The sequence below is a fragment of the Haloarcula japonica DSM 6131 genome (assembly GCF_000336635.1).
Lineage (GTDB): Archaea > Halobacteriota > Halobacteria > Halobacteriales > Haloarculaceae > Haloarcula > Haloarcula japonica.
The window spans coordinates 15,176-35,118 of record NZ_AOLY01000033.1; the positions used below are offsets into that span (position 1 = coordinate 15,176).

The following is a 19,943-nucleotide window of genomic DNA, read 5'->3' on the forward strand; positions in this document are numbered from 1 at the left end:
CTCACTGTTCGGTGCTGTGTAGACCTTCATTGGTGAGATTGTTTTGGTTGCACACATAACCAGACATAACTGTAAGTTAAAAATATAATTTAATAGATAGCTACTTGCAACCGACGTTTTGAGCACAACGTTTCAAACAGGGGTGTGTTGTTGTACCCCCTCTATTGAGAAAGAATTTGGTCTATTCATGTCTGCACCTACACCAAATAAGAATCTACGGGACTTCTGAACCAATAAAAATCTAGCGATAACCAAGCGCTTCGAGTTGATCCTGAACCATTGCGGAGGCATCAGTCTCGATATCCATATTATCCCAGCTGTCCGGAAGATTACTCAGTAATGAGTTGATGGTATCGTCCGAAAGAGTTTCGAACGTCTCTCCTCCGTTCTCATGAACCGTTGCATCAAGGGTCACGTTATCCGTTTCAGAGCGGATGACTTTTGCATCACCTTGATAGACTGCTTTTCGTTCGGTTCCATATCGAGTGGCTTCGCAGATCGTGTATCGGTCTTCCGGAATTTTATTGAACCAATTGAAACCTCCGAATTCTGGTTCATCGATCCCTAATCCTGCACAAATTGTATTTGGAATGTCTCTTCCGTTCGGTAGTCCTCCTTGGAACTGAGACTCGAAGTTTGGATGGTTTAGTGCAACAGGGACGCGTGCTACTTCATCAAAGGGAGTGCCACCATGTCCAACGCCATAGTTTGGGCGGGAATCGGCGAACTGCTGATCTCGCTCCGGATGTTCCCACATTGCTTCGCCGTGGTCTCCGATGATTACGAGAAGAGTGTCGTCGACTACGTTTTCGACCAGAGGCTCAAGTGCATCCTCTACGTAATCCAGTGCTGCACGGTAAAGACGAAGGCGGTGTTCACGCCATCCTGGCGGAGCATCACTGTAATTATTCGTATACTTTACAAGTTCGTTCAGTCCATCAAGCGACATATCCACATCGTGAGATTGTACGTATTTGTTTGGTGGATCAATCGGGGCATGGAGGTCACCAAGTTGTAGGTAACCATAGGTTCGTTCTCGATTCTGACGCCACAACTTGTAGTCTGAAAGTACTGTTTCAACGTCCGCATCACCATACACCCGATGGCTTTCAAACCACCCACGAAGGGCAAGAAACGGTGTAATAAAACTACTACCTAGATACGTATTGTATCCGGCACTCTCCAGAACAGCAGGAAGCGTAGGGGACCCGGTGAACTGTTTAGGGAGAGCAAACGAACTATCATCTGGATGATCGTGAGCGACGGCACCATGTTCATGCGGAAGCTGTCCGGTTTGCATTGAGGTCACCGAAGGAAACGTCCATGTACCTGGTGCGATCGATCGTTCGAAATGTAATGGAGCCACATCTGGAACGAAATCAGGGCGTAAAGCATCGATAGCAACTATGAGAACGTGATCTGGTGCATTTGGATTCGGATCGGAAGAGACTGAGAGATGATTTTGATGCTCCCGATCAGCTTGAACCGAAAGATATCGATAGTACAGTGGGCCAAGAAGTGCTTTGAGATCAACCGGGGCTTTTTTTTGGGCTTTATGAGCCAACTTGGTAATATTTGGCATTCATCTCCGATGTATTCTTGAGGAACTATTGGCTTTACTGATGAATATGCCTGATATCGATATCCCTCTTGTTGACATTCTCTGTAATCAGACATTGTATAAAAGTCTCTCAATCTATGAACTTAGTGTGACTGAACGGTAGTATTATAAGGTAACCGTCTTTAGCTAAGAGACTATACGCGTGACAGCAGCGGCTTACCGAGGCTTCTTTTCGAGAGGAATTAGCAGGTGACGGCTGTGCACACCAAAACCTCCTCATCAAGAATTATGCGTCGGTTCACTACACCCTCTCCCTCCGAGTTCCTTGAAGAGTACGCCGAGGAACTCGGCGTGGTCGCTGTTTTCGACGCTGTTGACGCTGATATCGACCGACTCAGGGACATTCTGATCGCTGATGTAAAGATGTTGTGGCTGCGCGAGTGCCTCTCTGATGAGTCCCAAGCCCGCCACAAGGAGCAGGCTGGAGGGAAGCTCCACCTGCTCCACAACGCCACTGAAAGAGGGTTGGACAGATCGACGTTCCAGATGAGAAAACGCACTATAGTACGCTGTTCAAGACAGGATCGTGGCTGCAAGGACGGCTGCTTCTGTTTGACCGCGCGTAGTTCAAGTACCGCCGCTTTGCGTTGATCGGCGAGAACCACGGCTACTTCATAAGTCGGCCGGAGGATAACTCGAACCCGGTGACAACGGTGGAATTTCGGGAATGGCGCGGCCGCGCCATTCCATTGGACGGCAAGCAGATCGACGATGTGGGTGATGACCTCTTGCGGAAGCACATCGACGTAGAGGTCGAAGCCGAGTTCAAACGTGGGCTGTACAATGGAACGTGGTCGCTAGATACGAAGCAGTTCTGCGTCGTCGGCGTCCGCAACGAGGGCGCGGACGACTACCATCTGTACATCACGTACCTGCCGACAGAAGAGTTCCTCCCGGCAGACCCAGCAACGCTGTATTGGTGTCGATGGGGGGTAGAAACGCTGTTCCGTGAACTGAAAACGCAGTATGAACTGGACGAATTCGACACAAGCAACCGTGATGTCGTAGAAACTTTGCTGTGCGCGGCGTTGCTGTCACTGCTGGTGGGTCGTGAGCTGTTGGATTATTCGTCTTTGGCTAACATCAATAGTAATCTTCAGGATTAGTATTATAACTACAGGTACTGAGAAAACTAGTTTCGTCGGTCGAAACGCTGTTCATCGTCGAATCCCGCGATGAGAAAAGCTAAAATCGGCGGTTTTCAGCGTGCTGATGTGGTGTGTGGGCGAAATTTGACCGAAAATTACGGTCTAACAATATTACTGTGAGTGCTAGCTAAAGACGAATGGCTGTTGGATTTGGTCACCGAACAGGCCGACGATGAAATCGTGTTTCCGCCGGAACGCTGGGTGGCGACCTTTCGGTCACACGCCCAACTCATCCTCCACGAACTCGGTGAGTATCTCGGCTACTCACCACCGCCGTTGCTGGAGCGACTGATCGAGGACGCTCAGAAGATCCACCAGCAACGACCGATACTACAAGAGACGCTCGCTACCGCTACACAACTGAGGTGTGAGTCTTAGCTAAAGACGAGTGGTTCTATAACCTACCACGAGGACCTCTACAACGTAGATTAAATGACTTGATAGCGACAATTAAAGTAAGATTGGGTCTAGAACTGCTACCATGGGAACTAGACAATGGATGGCAGAATCTTATAACCGAATTCGGCGAAACGGAATTAAAGGTGCCAAACATTCTTTTCGGCCAGTAAAAAATAAGATTTTATCGTTTAGTGACCCTCTGTTCTCTTCTGGAGATTCAATCTATGAGATGGACTGGGATCTGCTAATTGTCATGGACGCTTGTCGGCTTGATCTGATGCAGGAAGTCGCAGCAGATTACGATTGGATTGAGCAAATTGAATCAATCCGTTCAGTTAACAGCACAACCACCGCATGGATGCGAGATACGTTTACCGAGGACCGACGCAGACAGATGGCTGAGACTGCGTATATTTGTGGAAATCCATTCAGCGAAAGTAAACTTGATTCTCGTGATTTTTCGGTGTTAGAAGAAGTTTGGAAGTCCGCTTGGACGGATCCCGGAACAGTCCCACCAGAAGCAATCACTGATGAGACAATCCGAATAATGCGAGAAACAGATCATGATTATGTAATTGCCCACTATATGCAACCTCACTGTCCCTTTTTGTCAAAGCCAAAACTGAGTCGTGGAAAGGAACTGGATAAGTTCGGGAATCAGGACTGGAGGGACGTTTGGGAACAACTTGAAGACGGTGATCTGAACCGAAATGAAGTTTGGGAGGGATACCGGGATAACCTTCACTATGGCTTAGATGAAGTTGAAGAACTGCTCAGGAATGTGGACGCCGACAAAGTCATTATTACCTCTGATCACGGAAACGCGGTCGGTGAATGGACTGTCTATGGTCACCCACCAGATCTACCCTTAACATGCCTTCGTTCAGTACCTTGGATTGAGACTAGTGCTACAGATGATGAGACGAGAGAAATCGGTGATTGGGACTCTCATTCTATTGATACAAATCGCGAAGAACAGTTGTCGGCACTTGGGTATCGATAGTGTAGAAGAGCTTGTCGCATTCGTCTCTAGCTAATACTCACAGTAATACTGTTGGACCGTGATTTTTGCTCGAATTTCGGATATACACCATAGCAAAAAGCTGAAACCACCCATTTTATTTTTGCTCATCGCAGTATTTCACACGGAACAACACCTTGACTGATGGAACTGATCCGTCTGATACTTTTGATTGTAATTATAATAACGCGAATTACTATCGGTATTATGTAAAGACGAACGGAGCCTGTCATACAATAGTTCTCAACAGGCATAATTCACGGTCTCTAGCTTGAACAGAACCAGCAAATAGCGAAACCACGGGATTAAGTGCAAACGATCATGTGAAGCACACTGTTGATGTCAGAGAGTTGCTTTGACAGGGTATTTGAGTCTTCTCGACCAGGCTTCCTGAGGTGTTCGTTGCGTAGTTGAAAGGTGCGGAGATACTGTGTCAACTTGTCCTTCGAGACACTTCGATGCGGCGACATCCACGTCAACGCCTGCGAGAGCCACCGCGGAGTGTCAAAAGACAAGCAAACGCCGTATCTTAGAGCCTTTCATCTCCGTCGCGAACTCTACAGAAAACCAAGTAACGAAGCGCTCAAACATGCTTTCAACGCCGTCCTCTGAAAATCAACAACGTGCTTCACAAGAGCGATGTCTACTTGTTCTCCTGACTAATAACGGACTTGAAATTGATCTAACGGCAAAATGCATGAGATTAATTTACTGTTAGTCTAATTGGATAGATAACATGGCAGAAGTACCCATTAGCGTTGTGATTCCAGTATATAATAGAGCAGATGTAATCCCAAGAGCGATCAACAGTGTGTTACAGCAAACTTACGAAAACTTCGAATTAATAATCGTAGATGATGCATCTACTGATAATTTGGAAGATGTCGTTGGTCGATATCACGATTCACGTGTTAGTTATATCTGTCACGAAACGAACCGCGGAGGTAGTGCGGCACGAAACACTGGTATTGACCACGCCTCTGGCAAATACATCGCTTTCTTGGATTCAGATGACGAGTGGAAATCGAAAAAATTGGAGAAACAGTTTGCAGAAATAGAGTCACGTCCTCCCGAATGGATAGCTGCCTACTGTGGATTTGATGAGGAACGTCAAGGTATTACCAGTACAATACGAGAATTACTCTATCAACGTTTATTCACCGAAGCCGGACAACACTATTGCAGAGAAGGGGGAGAAGAACTCATACCGGATATTTTAATGATGCAAGCTAGAGTAGGTGGTGCATCTACATTATTTGTTGATTCAACCGCGATCGAACGAATTGATGGTTTTGATGAGAGTATGCAAAGACATCAGGACTGGGAATTTCTCATCCGCTTATTAAGACAAGGAAAAATGGCTTATGTTGATGAAAAGCTTGTCACTAAACATAGATATGATTCACCCTCGTTAGAGTCTGTAATAGATGGAAAAAACAAATTTCTAAAGAAATTTTCAGATGAGATTAGGGAGGTAGAGGCTCGCGGCACTAATATAAAGAGGCCCCATGACAAGCATTTAATGAAAACTTTTGCAAGAAATGGCGATTTTTCCCAGTCGTACAAGTATTATAAGAAACTTAATCCGCTTCGAACTAAAGAGTATATCGGATTAATGGAGTCTGTGTCCAAAGGAATTTATCAGAGAATAAGAACGTTATGAACTCACTTGGCTTGGTTAGTCAAAGCATCATCACCGTGATATAGTATTTAAACGCTCTGGTGAACTATTGAACGGTATCCGCTTCGACCACTAGATCTATACTTTCACTTGAACCTCCTCATGTATAGAGTGTTTTCACGGTATGGACTACTTGGAGAACGTCACTGTTGATGAACTCGAAGAAATTTTAGCCGAAGTTGACGAGAAGAAGCCAGTACAGAGAGTTCCCGCTGGTATCGCATACAAGGACGTGTCGAGCAGCAGAAAATTGCGGAGCGACATGATGTCCATCCAAACACGGTTCGCAACTGGCTAATACGACTCGAATCAGAGCCGCTCGAGGAGGTTATCTACAATGATCCTCACCCCGGCCAGTCACACAACCTCGACGAACCTGAACACGACTGATTCACCGAAGCGTTCCACGGATCTTCCCAAGAGGTTGGACTTGATGCGTGTGCGTGGACAGTTCCACTGGCCCAGCAGTATCTCAAACACGAGTTCGATTGAGTACTGCCGTCGTCACGTCAGTCGATTTATGTTCAAGGCCGGGCTGTCTTCTAGGAAAACTTGGCCGGAGTATGCTGAATCTGACGAACGAGCGCAAGAAGCGTTCCGTGAAGGTTTCAAAAAAGACGGACGATCTGGACGACGACTACACAATCATAGCGATCGACCAGACGCGCCAAGAGATCACGATAGATCTTGTCCACACATGGTTCTCAGAAGAAGAGCGCCCGACACTGCCGGTGTCGGACGCGCGGGAGAGTCTCAAACTGCTGGGCGGTGACATCTTCTTCCTGAAGTGTGAAGACAACTTTATGACTGACATCGCGATATGGTTACTGGACGCACTCCAAACCGAATTCGGCGAGAAAATCTGCGTTGTCTTGGACAACGCATCATATTTCGCAGCGAACGATGTCCACGACTCCGTTGAGGAGACATCGGTCTGTGCCACCTTCCGTGGGGTTCACCTGAGCTGAACCCCGCGGAAGGATGCTGGCAGAAACTCGATCAACGGCTTAGCAACCAACTCTTTGAAGAACTTGATGAAGTGAGAGAAGCCGTCTTCGATACGCCTGCATCCATAGAAACGTTAAATATATATAATTATCTCTGTCCGTGAATATACGATCGGTTCACACCGCCCTCGCAGCACTGTTGAGCGACCCCCTCGAGCACGCTCTCTAGGAGGTCGTAGTTCCTAATACGGTCACGCTACAGTTCGAGCAGTTCCAAGCGGTGCTGATCGCCGATGCAACCTGAAAACGGTTGCATCGGCTTTTCGATGTGTTTCTGCGACTCACCCGAATTAATTCGGCGCGAAACTCCATGCCGTCCAAAACACGATCAAGTAGGCGATCAAGGACTTCCAGCTAACCGATGAATGCACCTACGAGAGCAGCTAACTCGCACTGGGAGTTGGCTACGAGACCGGCTTTACTGTTCAATCTGGGCTTCTACAGCTTCCGTCGGTTCGCACTGGTTGATGACAACGAGGGCTTTTTCTTGACGCGGCTGAAGTCGAACGCAAATCCGTTGATCGTCGGAGAGCGCCGGAAATGGCGCGGGCGCGCCATTTCCTTACCGGAGCGTCGTCTTCTGGATGTTTTGGACGATCCTACTCGGGAGATCATCGACGTAACCGCGGAAATAGATTTCAAGCGGCGGGCATACGCTGGGAAGCAAGTGGACCGGTGCGATGGGGTTCCGCATCGTTGGTGTTCTCGTTGCGGACACCGACGACTACCATCTGAACGTCACGAATCTGCCCGAGTTCACGCCAAGGCAGGTCGCGGCGCTGTACGGGTTGCGGTGGAAAGTAGAGTTGCTGTTTCGAGAGTCGAAATCGCTGTACGGTCTTGAGAAGTTCCAGGCAAGCGATCCAGTAATCGCGGAGCTGCTGTGGTGGCGGCTCTGTTGACCGTCAGCAGAGCCTTGCTGGGCATGTTTCAAGACCGGTTTCCCGAAATAGGGTTTCTGCGAGAACACCGGGCGAAGACCTTTCGATCTGTCGCCCAACTCATCCTCGAAGATCTAGCCCAGTCGCTCGGGTACCCGCCTCCGAACTTGGTTGAATTTATGTTTTGTGATGCCGTCAACCAGAGAAATCACGCCTCATACTGAGCAAACGAGTTGCTGATGCCATCATGAGGCCGTCTAGTGCTTAGCCGAACACCGATGATTCAACGGCGTAGGTATTTTGATACTCGACTCAGATACGGTTTGGCTGGCTGAATTGGTATATTTCCAGCCAGTAGGTTGATACTTATAAAAAGTATCAATCCCAATGGTGGGAACAGAATCAATGAAGCCCACGGCGAGACACTTACTAATCGGACAATTCCAACGAAAAAGGCGGCGAAGATTAGTTGCGTCATTACAAGTTTGCTGGCCCAGTCTAAAGAGACTAGCTTGAATTGTGAATATTTCCATAAAATAATATTCCCAACAAACATAAGTATGTATGAAATCCCTGTCCCAATTCCAGCGCCTATAATCCCATACTGAGGGATAAGTAGGGTGTTCAATAATATGTTAGCGATTAGTACAGCAAACGTAATGAGTTCTGTATATTTTACCCATCCCGTTGCTTGGAACACTGGAGTAACTACTCGAGTAATGCCAAAAAAGAATGTCCCGAAGACAAGTATCTGCAAAGTTGTGGCTGCATCAACATACTCCGGCCCAAAATAGACGGTAAGGAACGGTTCTGCGAGTACAACCAGTCCTACCCCAAATAGGGTTAGTGAGAGTACGGCATACTTTACTCCGGTTTGGATATTCTGGTTAATCTCGTCAATCTTATTAGAACTCCAGAGGCTAGCAGTATGCTGGAGGAAGGCGATTTGGATCGCAAATGGAACGAACCATATCATCTCGGCGGGCGTTATTGCGCTCTGGTAGAGTGCAGTGAACGTACTCCCCTTAAAATGTTCAACTAAAAGGATATCGCTCTTATAAAGCAACACTGCACTAAGCCCGCCAATCAATTGATAACCGCCGTAAGATGCAATGTCTTGACCGTACGTCACAATAGCACCCTGTTCTGGGAATCTGTAAGAAGAATACTTTGCAAGTACAAGGACACCTAAAATGCTAAGTAGCAGAAAAGATGCAGCATAGGCGGTAACAACGCCAAGTACGTCGTAGCCAGCATATGCAAGTAGTAATGCACCGACTGTGTAAACCAACCGACGTGCGACGTTCAAGGCCTCACCAGCAGATTCCCTCTGCAGTCCATGGAGAGCACCCTTGATTATTTCGAAGATGTTAATAAAGAGTATCGCACCCGTGAGAACCTGTACATACGACGTGTATCGGGTTGGCACAATCTCTAGGCGAATGCTCAAAAGTAAGAGCCCTGTAGCGAGCAGCCCATAAATCACGCTAAGTAGCAACGAGGTAGAGATAATCGACTCCACTTCTCTTGGATTGTCAGTGTATTCAGCAACTGTTTTTCTAGTCGCATCAAATAGTCCACCTTTCGACACAAGCGATACGATAGTAAACCCAGCTAACACACTCGCATACAGACCATACTGTGCCTGAGAGATAATTCGAACGAGAATCGGTGTGAACACTAGACTGATTAGTATCATGGCAAATCTGCCTGAAAAAATAGACAGTATCGACCGAAGGAGCGAGGTCATGGTCTTTAGTAGGTGATTGAGATCTCGTCGACCTTATTACTGTAGTGCTGGAAGATATCATCTTTGAGGTAGCCACAGATAATACTGAATTCGCCGGCACCCAACTCGGCAAGTTTTTCCAGACAGCGGGTTAGAATCGGCTTTCCGCTGACTTCGACCATGCCTTTGGGTTTGTCTTCGGCGAGCGGCCGAAATCTTGTGCCTTCCCCAGCGGCTAAGATGACAGCTTTCATTCGTAACTTTAGTGTCGAAATGCACTGACATAATGTCTTTGATGCATCCGTCTTTAGCCAGGAGAAGAACCACCTGACAGCGACGGCTTATCGAGGCCTCTTTTCGAGAGCCATGAGGGGGCAACTGCTGTGCACACAGAAGCCTTCTCATCGAGAATCATGCGTCGGCTTACTACACTGTTTCTCTCCGAGTTCCTCGAAGGGCACGCCGAGTTTTGAGTCGCGCTCGCATGGCTTGTCCACGCGCGAACGCGGTTTGCATAGCGGCGACAAGCCACCCATTTTTATTATCGCTGACCGTGGCACCAAATAGCGGTATGTGATCCCGGCGAAAACTGCAGCGAATCGACGATTCGACTCCTGCTGGCGGTCGGCCAGCAGGAGTCGCTCACCGTCTATACCGACGGCTTTCAAGCATATAATCCGCTAGAGGACGACGATGAGTTCGACCGCGAATACGTCGTCCACACCGACGGAGAATACGCCGACGGCGAAGTACGCGTCAACACCTGCGAGAACTACGCGTCGCAAGTCCGACAGTGGCTCTCGCCCTACCGAGGTATCTCCAAAGACAAGTTGACACAGTATTTGGGAGCCTTTCAGCTATGAAATAAACTGTTTCGGAAGCCCGACTGAGACGCTCTCAAGCACGCTGTTCGAGCGACCCTGTGAAATCAACAATGTGCTACGCATGAGCGTTCATAATGTCAGTACTTCACAAAGCTGGTTAGTTGAGAGGTCTGCTTGCTGAAGGTGTATCTAAGACCAAACAAGCAGGCGGTGAAATCTACGAAGAATAGCTTCTTAATTTCCTCGTCAACACGCTTGGCGCGGAAGTTCCACTCGGCTCGGCGCTAATGCTGAAATCGACAATAAGGATATCTACGGGATCCTCGTCGGCGCTTGCGCCGATGGGACTTCGGTATCTAAACTCTGTGAGACCAGTGAAGACTTCCACCACTAAAACACGACACTGTACCACCTCCACGAGAAGTTCGACCTAACGTCGGTTGAACAAGTCGGGAACGCACTCCTGAAAAAGGATGTTCTAGAGAGTCTTCCCGAGCAGGCGGAGGTCGTCGCAGACCTCCACCTGCGGCCCTACTACGGTAACGAGGATGAGACAATTGGCCTCTACCACTCAGAAGCAAAGCGTGGAACCACCGCATTCCACGCCTACACGACACTATACGCGCGTGTGAAAAGTAACGATACACTCTGGAGGTGCGCCGTCTCGTTGACGGTGACACCGCCAGCAGTGTCCTCGCTAAGTTTCTTGGTCTCCTCGACGGCCTTGACGCTGAGGTCAAGGCCGTCTATCTTGACCGAGAATTCTACGATAGCAAGTGTCTCACGCTCCTCCACGCTCACAACTACGCGTATGCGATGCTCACCGTCCAGTGGGATAAACAATTAAGCAGGAACTCTCGGAAGAATGGATCCGCGTCATCCAACATGAGTTGACAGGGAAACTCGACAGTCATAGCTGTACCGCCAAGTTTCCCATCTATATCGACCGTACCTATCAAAACGGACTGTACGGCGAGCACGGAGTGGCGCGTCACGGCTACGCCGCTGACGCGCCGTTCATTGAAACACGACAAGATGCTCGATACCACCACGCGAAGCGCTTCGGTATCGAGGCCAGCTACCGACTCTCCGAACAAAGTATCGTGACGACCACGACACAGAATCAGGTTATACGGCTGTTGTACGTCGTGGTGAGCCTACTCTTGCAGAATATTTAGCGGTATCTCCATTGGGAGTATGTGGCGATGCCCCGCCGTGGCGGGAATCGCCTCTGGTCCTGTCGTTCGAGGAGTTCATCAATATGCTGTGTCGTGCAGCGTGGACGGCCCTCGCAGTGCGTCGGACCGTCCCCGCGGACCGGCCACCGGATGACCGATTCTACCGGTAATCACTAGGCAGGAACGTCGACTTGTGAGTGGCAACGCTGCCGCGTCGGCGGGTGATCGCCGCCGACAGTGGCACTCCCCCTTTGATAGCGTTCTTCGACCACTATCGACGACTCATCTCAATAGAACAGGTGATTCAGGTCCGGTTAACTGGCGATACTTTGTGAGGTACTGAGTATAGTTCAAGACGAACGAAATTATAAAACCTCCTCAGGGCCACAATTCACTCCAAGACTTAGGATGATATGTGGTTTTGAACCGCCTCATTAATTGCTTTTGCTGTCCTCTCCCAACTATATTGTTCAGCATACTTCTGAGATGAACGACTCAGTTGTTGTTGATATTCTCTGTCCTCTAGGATTTCAATACTTGTTTGAACCATCTCTCCACTATCACATCGAAAACCGTTGACTCCGTTTTCAATGGAATCAGTAAATCCAGGGATGTCGGATGAGATAACTGGTGTGCCTGCAGCATTAGCTTCCAGTACGACCAGAGGAAAAGCTTCGGATCGACTCGGCATTAATTGGATCCACGACCGCTGCATTAACTCGGTTTTCTTTTCCTCTGAAACGTATCCGTGATACGTAGTGGTTTCCGATTCTGCTGCATGTTGCCGAGCCAGATCATCCATATCTCCTGTTCCACAGATGTGGAAATCAACGTCAAAAGATGTTTGTTGCTGAACTTGTCGATGTACTTCGATTGCGATATCGGTCCCTTTCTGTGCACCAAGTCGTCCTAAATGTAGAAGCGTCGGTTTGTGAAATTCTTCAACGTCTCCAGCGAATTGTTTATAATCAACACCGCCATTAACTACACGGCTAATCTTCTGCGGTGTTTGGAATTCAATTTTCTTCTTCTGATTTTCGCTAACTGCTATCTGTCTACCTTTGGGGAGTCTCATCGCCAGCCATTCGAGACCGAATTTGAGCTTATTTTTGATTCCTCCTTTGAGCGAATCACGTCCTCCAAAAAGATGATAAATATCAACACGGTCTTTTGACTGGAACAGCGGATAGAGCTGTGAAGCGCCGTTGACGATTAAGACGTCATCCGAAACTTGTTCCCGACAATATCGGTATGCGATAAATGACTGGTTGATATAAGCTACATCATCTGTACGAACGCCACAACGAATCACCCGAACCCCGTTAATTGTCTCTTCGTCTGGGAGAGATTCGCCTTTCGAGCAGAAGAGTGTGATGTCGTGTGACTCGGTAAGTCGGAACAATATCTCCTTCAGATATGTTTCTGCCCCTCCGGCAGACGGGTGTGTCCAGTCCATCCGACTGATAGCTGTAATTTTCATGCGCTAAGTAGTACTACGGTACCTTTTATCAATCAAATTGTCGGACTGAATAGGTTCTAGCAAAGAACGTTTGGAATCTCCTATAGATAAACATCAGATTCAAGCCAGCACACAGTATTATAGTCAATAATGCGTCAGAGAGTACTGCTAGTTTTATACCTTATTGTTTTATCGGTAACGGTTCTTGGAGGCTTTTCTCGATTGCCTATGACCCGATTCCACATTTTTTTNTTTTTTTCTCCTATCTGTTATATATCTAATCCCAATAATCCATGCACTAAAAGTTAAACCCGGGATACAAACTGCTATCTTATATGTTGTAGTAACCCCCGCAGTGCCAATACTTCTCATTATTGACCCAGTCGAGATTGGCATGTGGGGATACGATCCATATACTTACTCGTTACCCGCACTACATCAATTCGCAGCTGGTCAAGTCACCTCAATCATTCAATCAGGATCATATCCTGCGACATATGCACTTACTAGTTTCGTCTCTACTCTTACCGGGAACTCACTGGAAGGAACCGCTAAATATATACCATTTACAACAGGGCTCATCCCTTTGTTCCTCTTTGTAGCGTGTCGACGACAGGTTGGAACATCGAATGCACTCGTAATTGCTGTTATTGCAGCTTCCACCCGAACCCTTCTAGGGTTTGAGACCAAATTTGTTGACGAAATACTCGCAGTTACGCTGTCTTTTTTCTTATTCTTCCTACTACCGAGATGCAAGACCAAAAGTCAACGTCTCATTGCGCTTGGTGTTCTTGGTGTGGTCGCATATGCACATCATGCTACAGCACTTTTCTTGCTAATCGGTCTTGTATGCTGGCGGATAGGCATTCCAATCACGCAATATGTTGGAGACCACCTATTTACTAATCATCTTCAAGTACGGCTAGAAAAGACACAGTTCAGGCCCAAATGGAACACCATCCTCATTCTCATAATGTTTGTATTGACACTACCCCTTTATGCAGGTGAAGGATTCTTCAGTTTGATCCTGAGCAGTATGTTAGAATCTCTTTCAGGGAATACATCTAGTTTAACTGGAGGAGGTATAGATACTGGTTCTAGCGGGTTTTTCTCCCTGCTATCCACATCATTAACAGCAAGTCTGATAGCTCTCACTATTTACTCCCTGTGGCGGATTATTAACACCAAAAACGAGGGGTGGGAAGTGGGCTGGTTTGTGTTTGTAGGTATTTTAGGTGTTTTGTATGCGTCCACGCTCGTACTTGGCAGAGTCCTCCCACTGGATCCGATTCGGTTATTAATATTTATCGTTCCACTCTTGGGAGCGGTCGCTATATCCAAGCTGCCTCAAGATCAAGCGAGCCGGCATACAATTGGTGTAATTCTAATAGCAGTATTACTCATCATACCGAACTTGGCCAGTATACCACCAAATCTATTAATTACAGATATTAGTCATAAACCTCCAATCGGAGAGGGACACTATACTGCACAACAGTGGTCTGCCTCGGAATGGGCAAGTACGTATGATAGGCGGATAATTCGCGTTCATGAAAAAGGGCTTTGGAGTGCGACAGGGAATACATATAGCGTTAGACGAGATATCTGTAGTAATACTACTTTCGTGGAAAGAGATGGGTTATCAATCAAAGATTCTCCCTTAAATAAAATATATACAACTGGTGGAGTTAGGCTAAACAGATGTTAGATGGATTTCACCATATTACAACATTAAACCTAACAGAAACCACAATCTATGGAAGAATGACAAGGGATATGTGATTAGTCCCGATTTACTTTCTCACATAGTTTCTCTCTGAATTCATCGTAGTCCTCATTAACAACCGGATATGCCCCATCAAGTGAGTTTACCGCAGGAATCGACTCGAAGGCTACGATCTCTAAATCGAAGTAACTCGCCTCAGAGAGCGGAAGCCCCCATCCCTCCGAAAGTGAACAGGTAGCGTAGACGTTGCTCCTATTATAAATCCCCGCGAGTGTCTTATCGTCAACAAAACCCGTCAGGACGACATCATCGTCCGCCAGTTCTCGGACACGGTCGGAGTACTCTGGCATACTCTCTTCACCGACAAGGAGGAGTTTACACTCGGCCTCCCCTTCCGTGGCCGCTTGGAATGCTTCTATTAGTCTATGGATGTTCTTGCGTGGAGAAATCCGTCCAACATGGAGTACGATGGTATCATGAGGTGTGAGGCCAAATTGTTCGTTAATTTTCTTCTCATCTGCAACGTCTCCAAATCGTGACTCAGTGATCGTGTTTGGAACGACGACTGCCTCACGTCCAGTCTTCGCCTCAATATACTCTCCCGATTCCTCGCTCACCGCACAGAGGTAATCGGCCTTTCTGACGGCATAGTTTTGTGTTTCGAGGTGATGCTGGACCCGTGCCCAGGCGTGGGCCAACCCTTCGAAGAGTTCGTCTGACGACCCTGACGGATGCGACCAGTAAACATAAGGGACGTTGTGAATCACCTTGGCCATATGCCCAAGCGTCGAGAACGGAAATCGATGTGTGATAATCAAATCAAAACGATTTGCCGACCGGACGAAGTTGAGAGCACTGGGACTGGCGAGCGTAAGTAGCTTATCGACCTCTTTGTACGGGCTTGTCTCGAAATGACCGAGGGCGTGGAGGGAGACGTCTTCTGGTGGCTTTCTTGTCCCCTCTAGCGTGAATATATCGATGTCGTAACCTCCATTTCGTAACTCGATAGCTTGCTGTTCAATCACCCGTGCGACGCCACCAATATCGCTATACGATGTCCCGCAAATGGCGACTCGAGATATATCATCCTCAAGGGTTCTAACGAAGTCAGTAATAGAGTCACGTGTAACAGTCATACAATCAAGCCTTCTCCTCCGTTCTCGCCCGTGTGAATGCAGAGTAGACGTGTTCAGTCTTCTGGATCACTCGATCCCACGAACGTGACTCTCTTTCTTGAATTGATATTTTCATTTCCTCTCGCATCTGATCGTCCTGTATCATCTCTTCGATTGTATCCGCTAACGAATCTTCGTTTCGCTCCACCACGCATCCATCTACACCGTCATCAACCGCCGTAGGAATTCCACCAGCATCCGCGCCGATCACCGGCGTCCCACAGGCTATCGCTTCAAGCAACACAAGTCCGAATCCCTCATATTTTGACGGGAGAATAAATACGTCGGCAGAAGAGTACAGCTCTGGGAGATCAGCCTCGTCAACGTACCCGAGGAAACGCACCTGTTCTTGAATTTCTAACTCCTGTGCCAACTTACGGAGTCGATCTTCATGCCGACCGGTACCGGCGATTAGAAACTCTACTCCGTCGGATTCTACTCGCGCGAGTGCCCGCAATGCTAGGGCAAGTCCTTTCCGAGCGCCGAGTCGTCCAATGTAGAGTAACGACATATTCTCTGAATCAGCAGCTGGATGCCGCTCTTGGCGGGGATAGAACCGGTCCGTGTCCACGCCGTGGGGAATCATCTCAACACCGTCCTCACTAAGCCGGTAGCTCGTCGTCAGCTGTTCGTAAGCGTGATCGCTGATCGCAATCACTTTATCAGCGGCACGACTCGCCACGTAGTCCATCACGACGTTCATCGGATGGAAAAAGTACTTCAGTAAGTAGTCTGCGGGCGTCTCTAGCGCGACCGCCTTTGCCTCCCCGATTGACGTCCCGTGACTTGTCAATACTACGGGCGTCCTAATGTCATCGAATGCTGTCACTGCGATTGTTGAGGCAGGCATCATCGTACCGTGAACGATATCGTATGCCTCGAAATCTATTTTCCGTCGTGCTGTGTAGCTAAACCACAGCGTCTCAAACGTGACAAGCTTGCGCCGTGCACCACAGATCCGATATACTGATACGTTCTCGTGAACATCCACTTCCTCGTCCGGGCTGTCGACCCACTGGGTGTACACGTCGACATCGTGTCCGCGCTCACCAAGCCCATTCGCGAGCTCGTACGCATACGTCTCCGCGCCACCCACTCCGGGTGGGAACTGCTTCGAGAGTAAACAGACCCGTAACGAATCGCTCATTTGTATCCCAACGCATCGAGTCGCCGTTCGATCTCTTCGTCAACCTCATCGTCAATCCCCACCGATTCTCCATTCTCGACGCGGACCCGTCCGTTGACGTGCTCCTCTAACTCCCCGCTCAACGATGAGTCCGTACACTCTCCAAACTCAATAGCTCCCGTCTCCCGATCACGCTCACAGAAGCAGGCACCTGCTCGGGTCCGAAGGGCGTAACGACGAATGTGATTATCTTCGTCCTCACCGCGGGCTTGGAGAAACACTGTACGGTCACCTTCTAATTGGTCTAGCAACGACACACGCTCGGAATCGATATCCTGCCCGATAATCTGCTTGAATGTACTCACGATGTCTAATGTGCTTACCGGCGTTTCTACCGTCCTATCCGCCTTCTCGGGCTCCCGAACGAACAGAGGAACGCGCGTTATTTCATCGTGGAGATACCGCGGGTGCTCATAGTATCCATGTTCACCGAACGCATCCCCATGATCAGCCGTAACTACGATTAGCGAATCCTCCAGCAAATCTCTGTTTTGGAGTTCCTCCAGAAACTCACCGATATGCTTGTCGTTGTAACGAATCTCAGCATCGTACAGGTCAATCAACAACTGACGTTCCTCGTCGGTAATCGAGTCCGGCTCATCAATGGCACGCTGATACAGCGACTGGGCATCGCGGCCGGCCAATTTCCTATCTGCATACAGTGTTGCGTACTCCTCTGGTGGCTCATACGGTCCATGGGTGTCCATATAGTGATTCCAGAGAAAGAACGGTTCATCTGCACCCAGCGAATCAATCCACGACAGCGACCGCTCATTGATTTCTTCGGCACGGGCATAATGGCGATTTCGTAGCTTATCTAGTGCCCGTTGGGCTAGAGCGACAAGTTTGTGCTGGCCGAAATGAAGATCATCATCGAACTCATCGAAGCCCTGATCGAATCCATATGCTCTCGAAACGAACGGATTGGAATGGAATCCACCGGTCTCGAACCCGGCCTCCGAAAGCTGGGTGGCTACTGTCTCTGTCGCAAGCCGGTAGCTATCGTTGATCGCCACATCAGGGTATTCGCCGGTCAACAGTGCCGGCACGGCCTCGCGTGTGTGAGAACTCGCACTGTATGCGTTCTCGAACCGAATGCTCTCCTTTGCGAACTCGTCCAGTACGGGTGATGTCTCGCGGTGGTACCCATAACAGGAGAGGTGGTCCGCTCGGAGTGCGTCCGCAGAAAGCAAGATTATGTTCCGCGGGGAAGCAGTCATGTATCCGACCCTTTTTCGGGATATGATTTTATTCTTCCGAAGCTAGTAATTACTGCACCCTACTCGTCAGGTGACTGAATGTCAAGGGGCATTAGCTCCGTGGGTCGTCAACGAACTCGTACAGACCGCCTTTGTTTAGTTGTTTGATCCAGCCAGCAGCTGTGAGGTTTCGAAGCGCATACTCCACTTGTCCCTTGTCAAGATCGGAGTGCTGACGGAGGTAGAGCGGGTTGACGCGTCCCCATGGGTTGTCGTCGGTGCGTCCTTGTTTGAACAAGGTGAGGATCACTTCCTCCCGATCATTGGGTTCGTAATTTTGATTGACCATCAGTGACAGGCATCTACGACCCAAAGGACAAAATGCTCTGTGATTGTCCCAGTATATTGCTAAGTGTTTTATTCCGCAAAAGATAAGTGTTTGTCGTCTGTCTAGTAGAACAAGAAGCGTGGTCTGCTCTAGAAATGGGGCCGGTGCTGGAACACCGACCGCCGCGCTTCGCCAGGACAGACGAAGCATGAGAACTACAGAGAGATTAGCACAAGAACCTGTCGTACAGATCACCTGCCAATTCGGGCCGGAATGCCCAGAAGGTAGATTCTACAGTATAATTAAAGCCACTGAAGATATTGCTAACAGCGGTGGTCAACCGCTGGAGGTGGGCCAATAATGTCGGAACGGTTTGAGTGGCTTGATGAACACACAGATGAAATCATAGATCGGTACGAGTCGGGACAATCGCTTCGCGAGATTGCTAATGTCTTCGACGTCTCTCCGCCAACAATCCAGCGACGACTTCACGAACACGATACTGAAATGCGAAACGGAGGGCCCAGATACATTCAGCTTGAAGACTGTGTTGGCGAACTCGTCAAACAGTATGTAGAGCATGACGACGACATCCAGACGATTGCTGATCGATATAAAACGTCAGTTACTGCAATTCAGCACTATTTGGAAAATGCCGATATCCCATGTGCACCACCGAGCCCACAACGGACCGATGTCAGATATACTCCTGCACAAATATCGATTATTCAGGGAGAACTCTTAGGCGATGGCTGTCTCCATCGGCAAGAACCTGGAAATTGCTTCTTCCAACTTTCGACGACAACGCGGGCCCACGCAGAACGGCTTATACAAATGCTTCCCGACCGACTGTTCCCTGATGCGCAGCCGAACGTTTACACTCGTTCGAATGCACTCGGTGAAGAAGCGTACACATCTTGGACAATCAGTTCGCGTCCACAGCCAGCTTTTGAGCGTATGTATGAGAGCTGGTATGAAGAGCGCACAGGCAATAATTCTAAGACTGTCCCTGAAAATTTCACTTTGAATCGAACGGCATTCCTCCATTGGTACTGGGGAGATGGGAACTGTTCAATCCGTGATAGAGGTGCACCACGAGTCAGCTTTGCAACCCATGGGTTTACAGAAAGCGGTGTCGCCTTGCTTCAGTCAGAAGTCGATAGGCTTGGGTACGACAACTACACTGTCACACAGGAAGGAGTCGACAATGGTTCAGGTCAATATATCAGACTCAGGGATTACGATGCACGAAAATTCCTTGAGGATTTCAGACGGGTAAATCATCTTCCTCAATATGACTACAAATTTCCAGTTCCCGAACCTGATACCTGATTCGGCCTGATTTGGGTCTGTCTATTTTCTCCACCGAAACGTAGTATTC

The 19,943-nt window shown here is 48.4% G+C and carries 12 protein-coding genes and 8 pseudogenes; 11 read left to right on the forward strand and 9 right to left on the reverse strand.

Annotation, left to right across the window (positions count from 1 at the left end; all coding sequences use genetic code 11):
• Positions 1 to 241: 241 nt before the first annotated feature.
• Positions 242 to 1,582, reverse strand: a complete 1,341-nt coding sequence (locus C444_RS21215) for a sulfatase-like hydrolase/transferase (protein ID WP_004592548.1) — start codon at positions 1,580 to 1,582, stop codon at positions 242 to 244.
• A gap of 324 nt (positions 1,583 to 1,906) precedes the next feature.
• Here C444_RS21215 and C444_RS21220 point away from each other — a divergent pair.
• The 3 genes and pseudogenes from C444_RS21220 to C444_RS21805 all read left to right on the forward strand — a co-directional run.
• Positions 1,907 to 2,685, forward strand: a pseudogene (locus tag C444_RS21220) (IS4 family transposase); the annotation flags it as partial.
• Positions 2,686 to 2,913: 228 nt separating this feature from the next.
• Positions 2,914 to 3,147 carry a hypothetical protein gene (locus C444_RS09595; protein ID WP_394324810.1) on the forward strand — a complete coding sequence of 78 codons (234 nt, stop codon included), beginning with the start codon at positions 2,914 to 2,916 and terminating at the stop codon, positions 3,145 to 3,147.
• 103 nt (positions 3,148 to 3,250) lie between these two features.
• Positions 3,251 to 4,171: an alkaline phosphatase family protein gene (locus tag C444_RS21805; RefSeq protein WP_004592552.1), complete on the forward strand. Its 921-nt coding sequence runs from the start codon at positions 3,251 to 3,253 to the stop codon at positions 4,169 to 4,171.
• Positions 4,172 to 4,531: 360 nt separating this feature from the next.
• Here the strand turns inward: C444_RS21805 and C444_RS21810 are convergent.
• Positions 4,532 to 4,677: pseudogene (locus C444_RS21810) on the reverse strand (IS1595 family transposase); the annotation flags it as partial.
• Between C444_RS21810 and C444_RS21815 the strand changes: the two are divergent.
• From C444_RS21815 to C444_RS09605, 4 genes and pseudogenes are all read left to right on the forward strand, one after another.
• Positions 4,652 to 4,801: pseudogene (locus C444_RS21815) on the forward strand (IS1595 family transposase); the annotation flags it as partial. The pseudogenes C444_RS21810 and C444_RS21815 overlap by 26 nt on opposite strands.
• A gap of 124 nt (positions 4,802 to 4,925) precedes the next feature.
• Positions 4,926 to 5,852 carry a glycosyltransferase family 2 protein gene (locus C444_RS21230; RefSeq protein WP_004592553.1) on the forward strand — a complete coding sequence of 309 codons (927 nt, stop codon included), beginning with the start codon at positions 4,926 to 4,928 and terminating at the stop codon, positions 5,850 to 5,852.
• Between the two features lie 142 nt (positions 5,853 to 5,994).
• Positions 5,995 to 6,981, forward strand: a pseudogene (locus tag C444_RS21235) (IS630 family transposase).
• A 3-nt stretch (positions 6,982 to 6,984) separates the two neighbouring features.
• Positions 6,985 to 8,026, forward strand: a pseudogene (locus tag C444_RS09605) (IS4 family transposase); the annotation flags it as partial.
• A 15-nt stretch (positions 8,027 to 8,041) separates the two neighbouring features.
• Here the strand turns inward: C444_RS09605 and C444_RS09610 are convergent.
• Together C444_RS09610 and C444_RS21240 are read right to left on the reverse strand one after the other, a co-directional pair.
• Positions 8,042 to 9,508 carry an oligosaccharide flippase family protein gene (locus tag C444_RS09610; RefSeq protein WP_080509697.1) on the reverse strand — a complete coding sequence of 489 codons (1,467 nt, stop codon included), beginning with the start codon at positions 9,506 to 9,508 and terminating at the stop codon, positions 8,042 to 8,044.
• 8 nt (positions 9,509 to 9,516) lie between these two features.
• Positions 9,517 to 9,741: pseudogene (locus tag C444_RS21240) on the reverse strand (nucleotidyltransferase family protein); the annotation flags it as partial.
• A gap of 220 nt (positions 9,742 to 9,961) precedes the next feature.
• Between C444_RS21240 and C444_RS21245 the strand changes: the two are divergent.
• Together C444_RS21245 and C444_RS09615 are read left to right on the forward strand one after the other, a co-directional pair.
• Positions 9,962 to 10,377 (forward strand): annotated as a pseudogene (locus C444_RS21245) (IS1595 family transposase); the annotation flags it as partial.
• 104 nt (positions 10,378 to 10,481) lie between these two features.
• Positions 10,482 to 11,659 (forward strand): annotated as a pseudogene (locus C444_RS09615) (ISH3 family transposase).
• 233 nt (positions 11,660 to 11,892) lie between these two features.
• Here the strand turns inward: C444_RS09615 and C444_RS21250 are convergent.
• Positions 11,893 to 12,969 (reverse strand): glycosyltransferase family 4 protein, encoded by a 1,077-nt coding sequence (locus C444_RS21250; RefSeq protein WP_004592562.1) that lies wholly within the window; start codon positions 12,967 to 12,969, stop codon positions 11,893 to 11,895.
• 334 nt (positions 12,970 to 13,303) lie between these two features.
• Between C444_RS21250 and C444_RS21820 the strand changes: the two genes are divergently transcribed.
• Positions 13,304 to 14,656, forward strand: a complete 1,353-nt coding sequence (locus tag C444_RS21820) for a hypothetical protein (RefSeq protein WP_152420803.1) — start codon at positions 13,304 to 13,306, stop codon at positions 14,654 to 14,656.
• A 74-nt stretch (positions 14,657 to 14,730) separates the two neighbouring features.
• Here the strand turns inward: C444_RS21820 and C444_RS09630 are convergent, their stop codons facing one another.
• The 4 genes from C444_RS09630 to C444_RS09645 all read right to left on the reverse strand — a co-directional run bounded on the left by C444_RS09630 (position 14,731) and on the right by C444_RS09645 (position 18,583).
• Positions 14,731 to 15,810, reverse strand: coding sequence for a glycosyltransferase family 4 protein (locus C444_RS09630; RefSeq protein WP_004592564.1), 1,080 nt, complete (start codon positions 15,808 to 15,810; stop codon positions 14,731 to 14,733).
• A gap of 4 nt (positions 15,811 to 15,814) precedes the next feature.
• Complete coding sequence (locus C444_RS09635) at positions 15,815 to 16,996, reverse strand: glycosyltransferase family 4 protein (protein ID WP_004592566.1); 1,182 nt, start codon at positions 16,994 to 16,996, stop codon at positions 15,815 to 15,817.
• Positions 16,993 to 18,255 carry a sulfatase gene (locus tag C444_RS09640; RefSeq protein ID WP_004592569.1) on the reverse strand — a complete coding sequence of 421 codons (1,263 nt, stop codon included), beginning with the start codon at positions 18,253 to 18,255 and terminating at the stop codon, positions 16,993 to 16,995. Before C444_RS09640 ends, C444_RS09635 begins: the two co-directional genes overlap by 4 nt.
• 91 nt (positions 18,256 to 18,346) lie before the next feature.
• On the reverse strand, positions 18,347 to 18,583 hold the full coding sequence (locus C444_RS09645) for a hypothetical protein (protein ID WP_004592570.1): 237 nt from the start codon (positions 18,581 to 18,583) through the stop codon (positions 18,347 to 18,349).
• Between the two features lie 339 nt (positions 18,584 to 18,922).
• Here C444_RS09645 and C444_RS21255 point away from each other — a divergent pair, with 339 nt between their 5' ends.
• On the forward strand, positions 18,923 to 19,894 hold the full coding sequence (locus C444_RS21255; RefSeq protein ID WP_004592571.1) for an endonuclease I-EndH: 972 nt from the start codon (positions 18,923 to 18,925) through the stop codon (positions 19,892 to 19,894).
• Positions 19,895 to 19,943: the final 49 nt, after the last annotated feature.

What these genes read in the sequence shown, in the direction of transcription:
- C444_RS21215 (WP_004592548.1), bottom strand. Translation starts at nt 1,582, where the DNA reads ATGCCAAATATTACCAAGTTGGCTCATAAAGCCCAAAAAAAAGCCCCG.
- C444_RS21805 (WP_004592552.1), top strand. Translation starts at nt 3,251, where the DNA reads ATGGGAACTAGACAATGGATGGCAGAATCTTATAACCGAATTCGGCGA.
- C444_RS21230 (WP_004592553.1), top strand. Translation starts at nt 4,926, where the DNA reads ATGGCAGAAGTACCCATTAGCGTTGTGATTCCAGTATATAATAGAGCA.
- C444_RS09610 (WP_080509697.1), bottom strand. Translation starts at nt 9,508, where the DNA reads ATGACCTCGCTCCTTCGGTCGATACTGTCTATTTTTTCAGGCAGATTT.
- C444_RS21250 (WP_004592562.1), bottom strand. Translation starts at nt 12,969, where the DNA reads ATGAAAATTACAGCTATCAGTCGGATGGACTGGACACACCCGTCTGCC.
- C444_RS09630 (WP_004592564.1), bottom strand. Translation starts at nt 15,810, where the DNA reads ATGACTGTTACACGTGACTCTATTACTGACTTCGTTAGAACCCTTGAG.
- C444_RS09635 (WP_004592566.1), bottom strand. Translation starts at nt 16,996, where the DNA reads ATGAGCGATTCGTTACGGGTCTGTTTACTCTCGAAGCAGTTCCCACCC.
- C444_RS09640 (WP_004592569.1), bottom strand. Translation starts at nt 18,255, where the DNA reads ATGACTGCTTCCCCGCGGAACATAATCTTGCTTTCTGCGGACGCACTC.
- C444_RS09645 (WP_004592570.1), bottom strand. Translation starts at nt 18,583, where the DNA reads ATGGTCAATCAAAATTACGAACCCAATGATCGGGAGGAAGTGATCCTC.
- C444_RS21255 (WP_004592571.1), top strand. Translation starts at nt 18,923, where the DNA reads ATGTCGGAACGGTTTGAGTGGCTTGATGAACACACAGATGAAATCATA.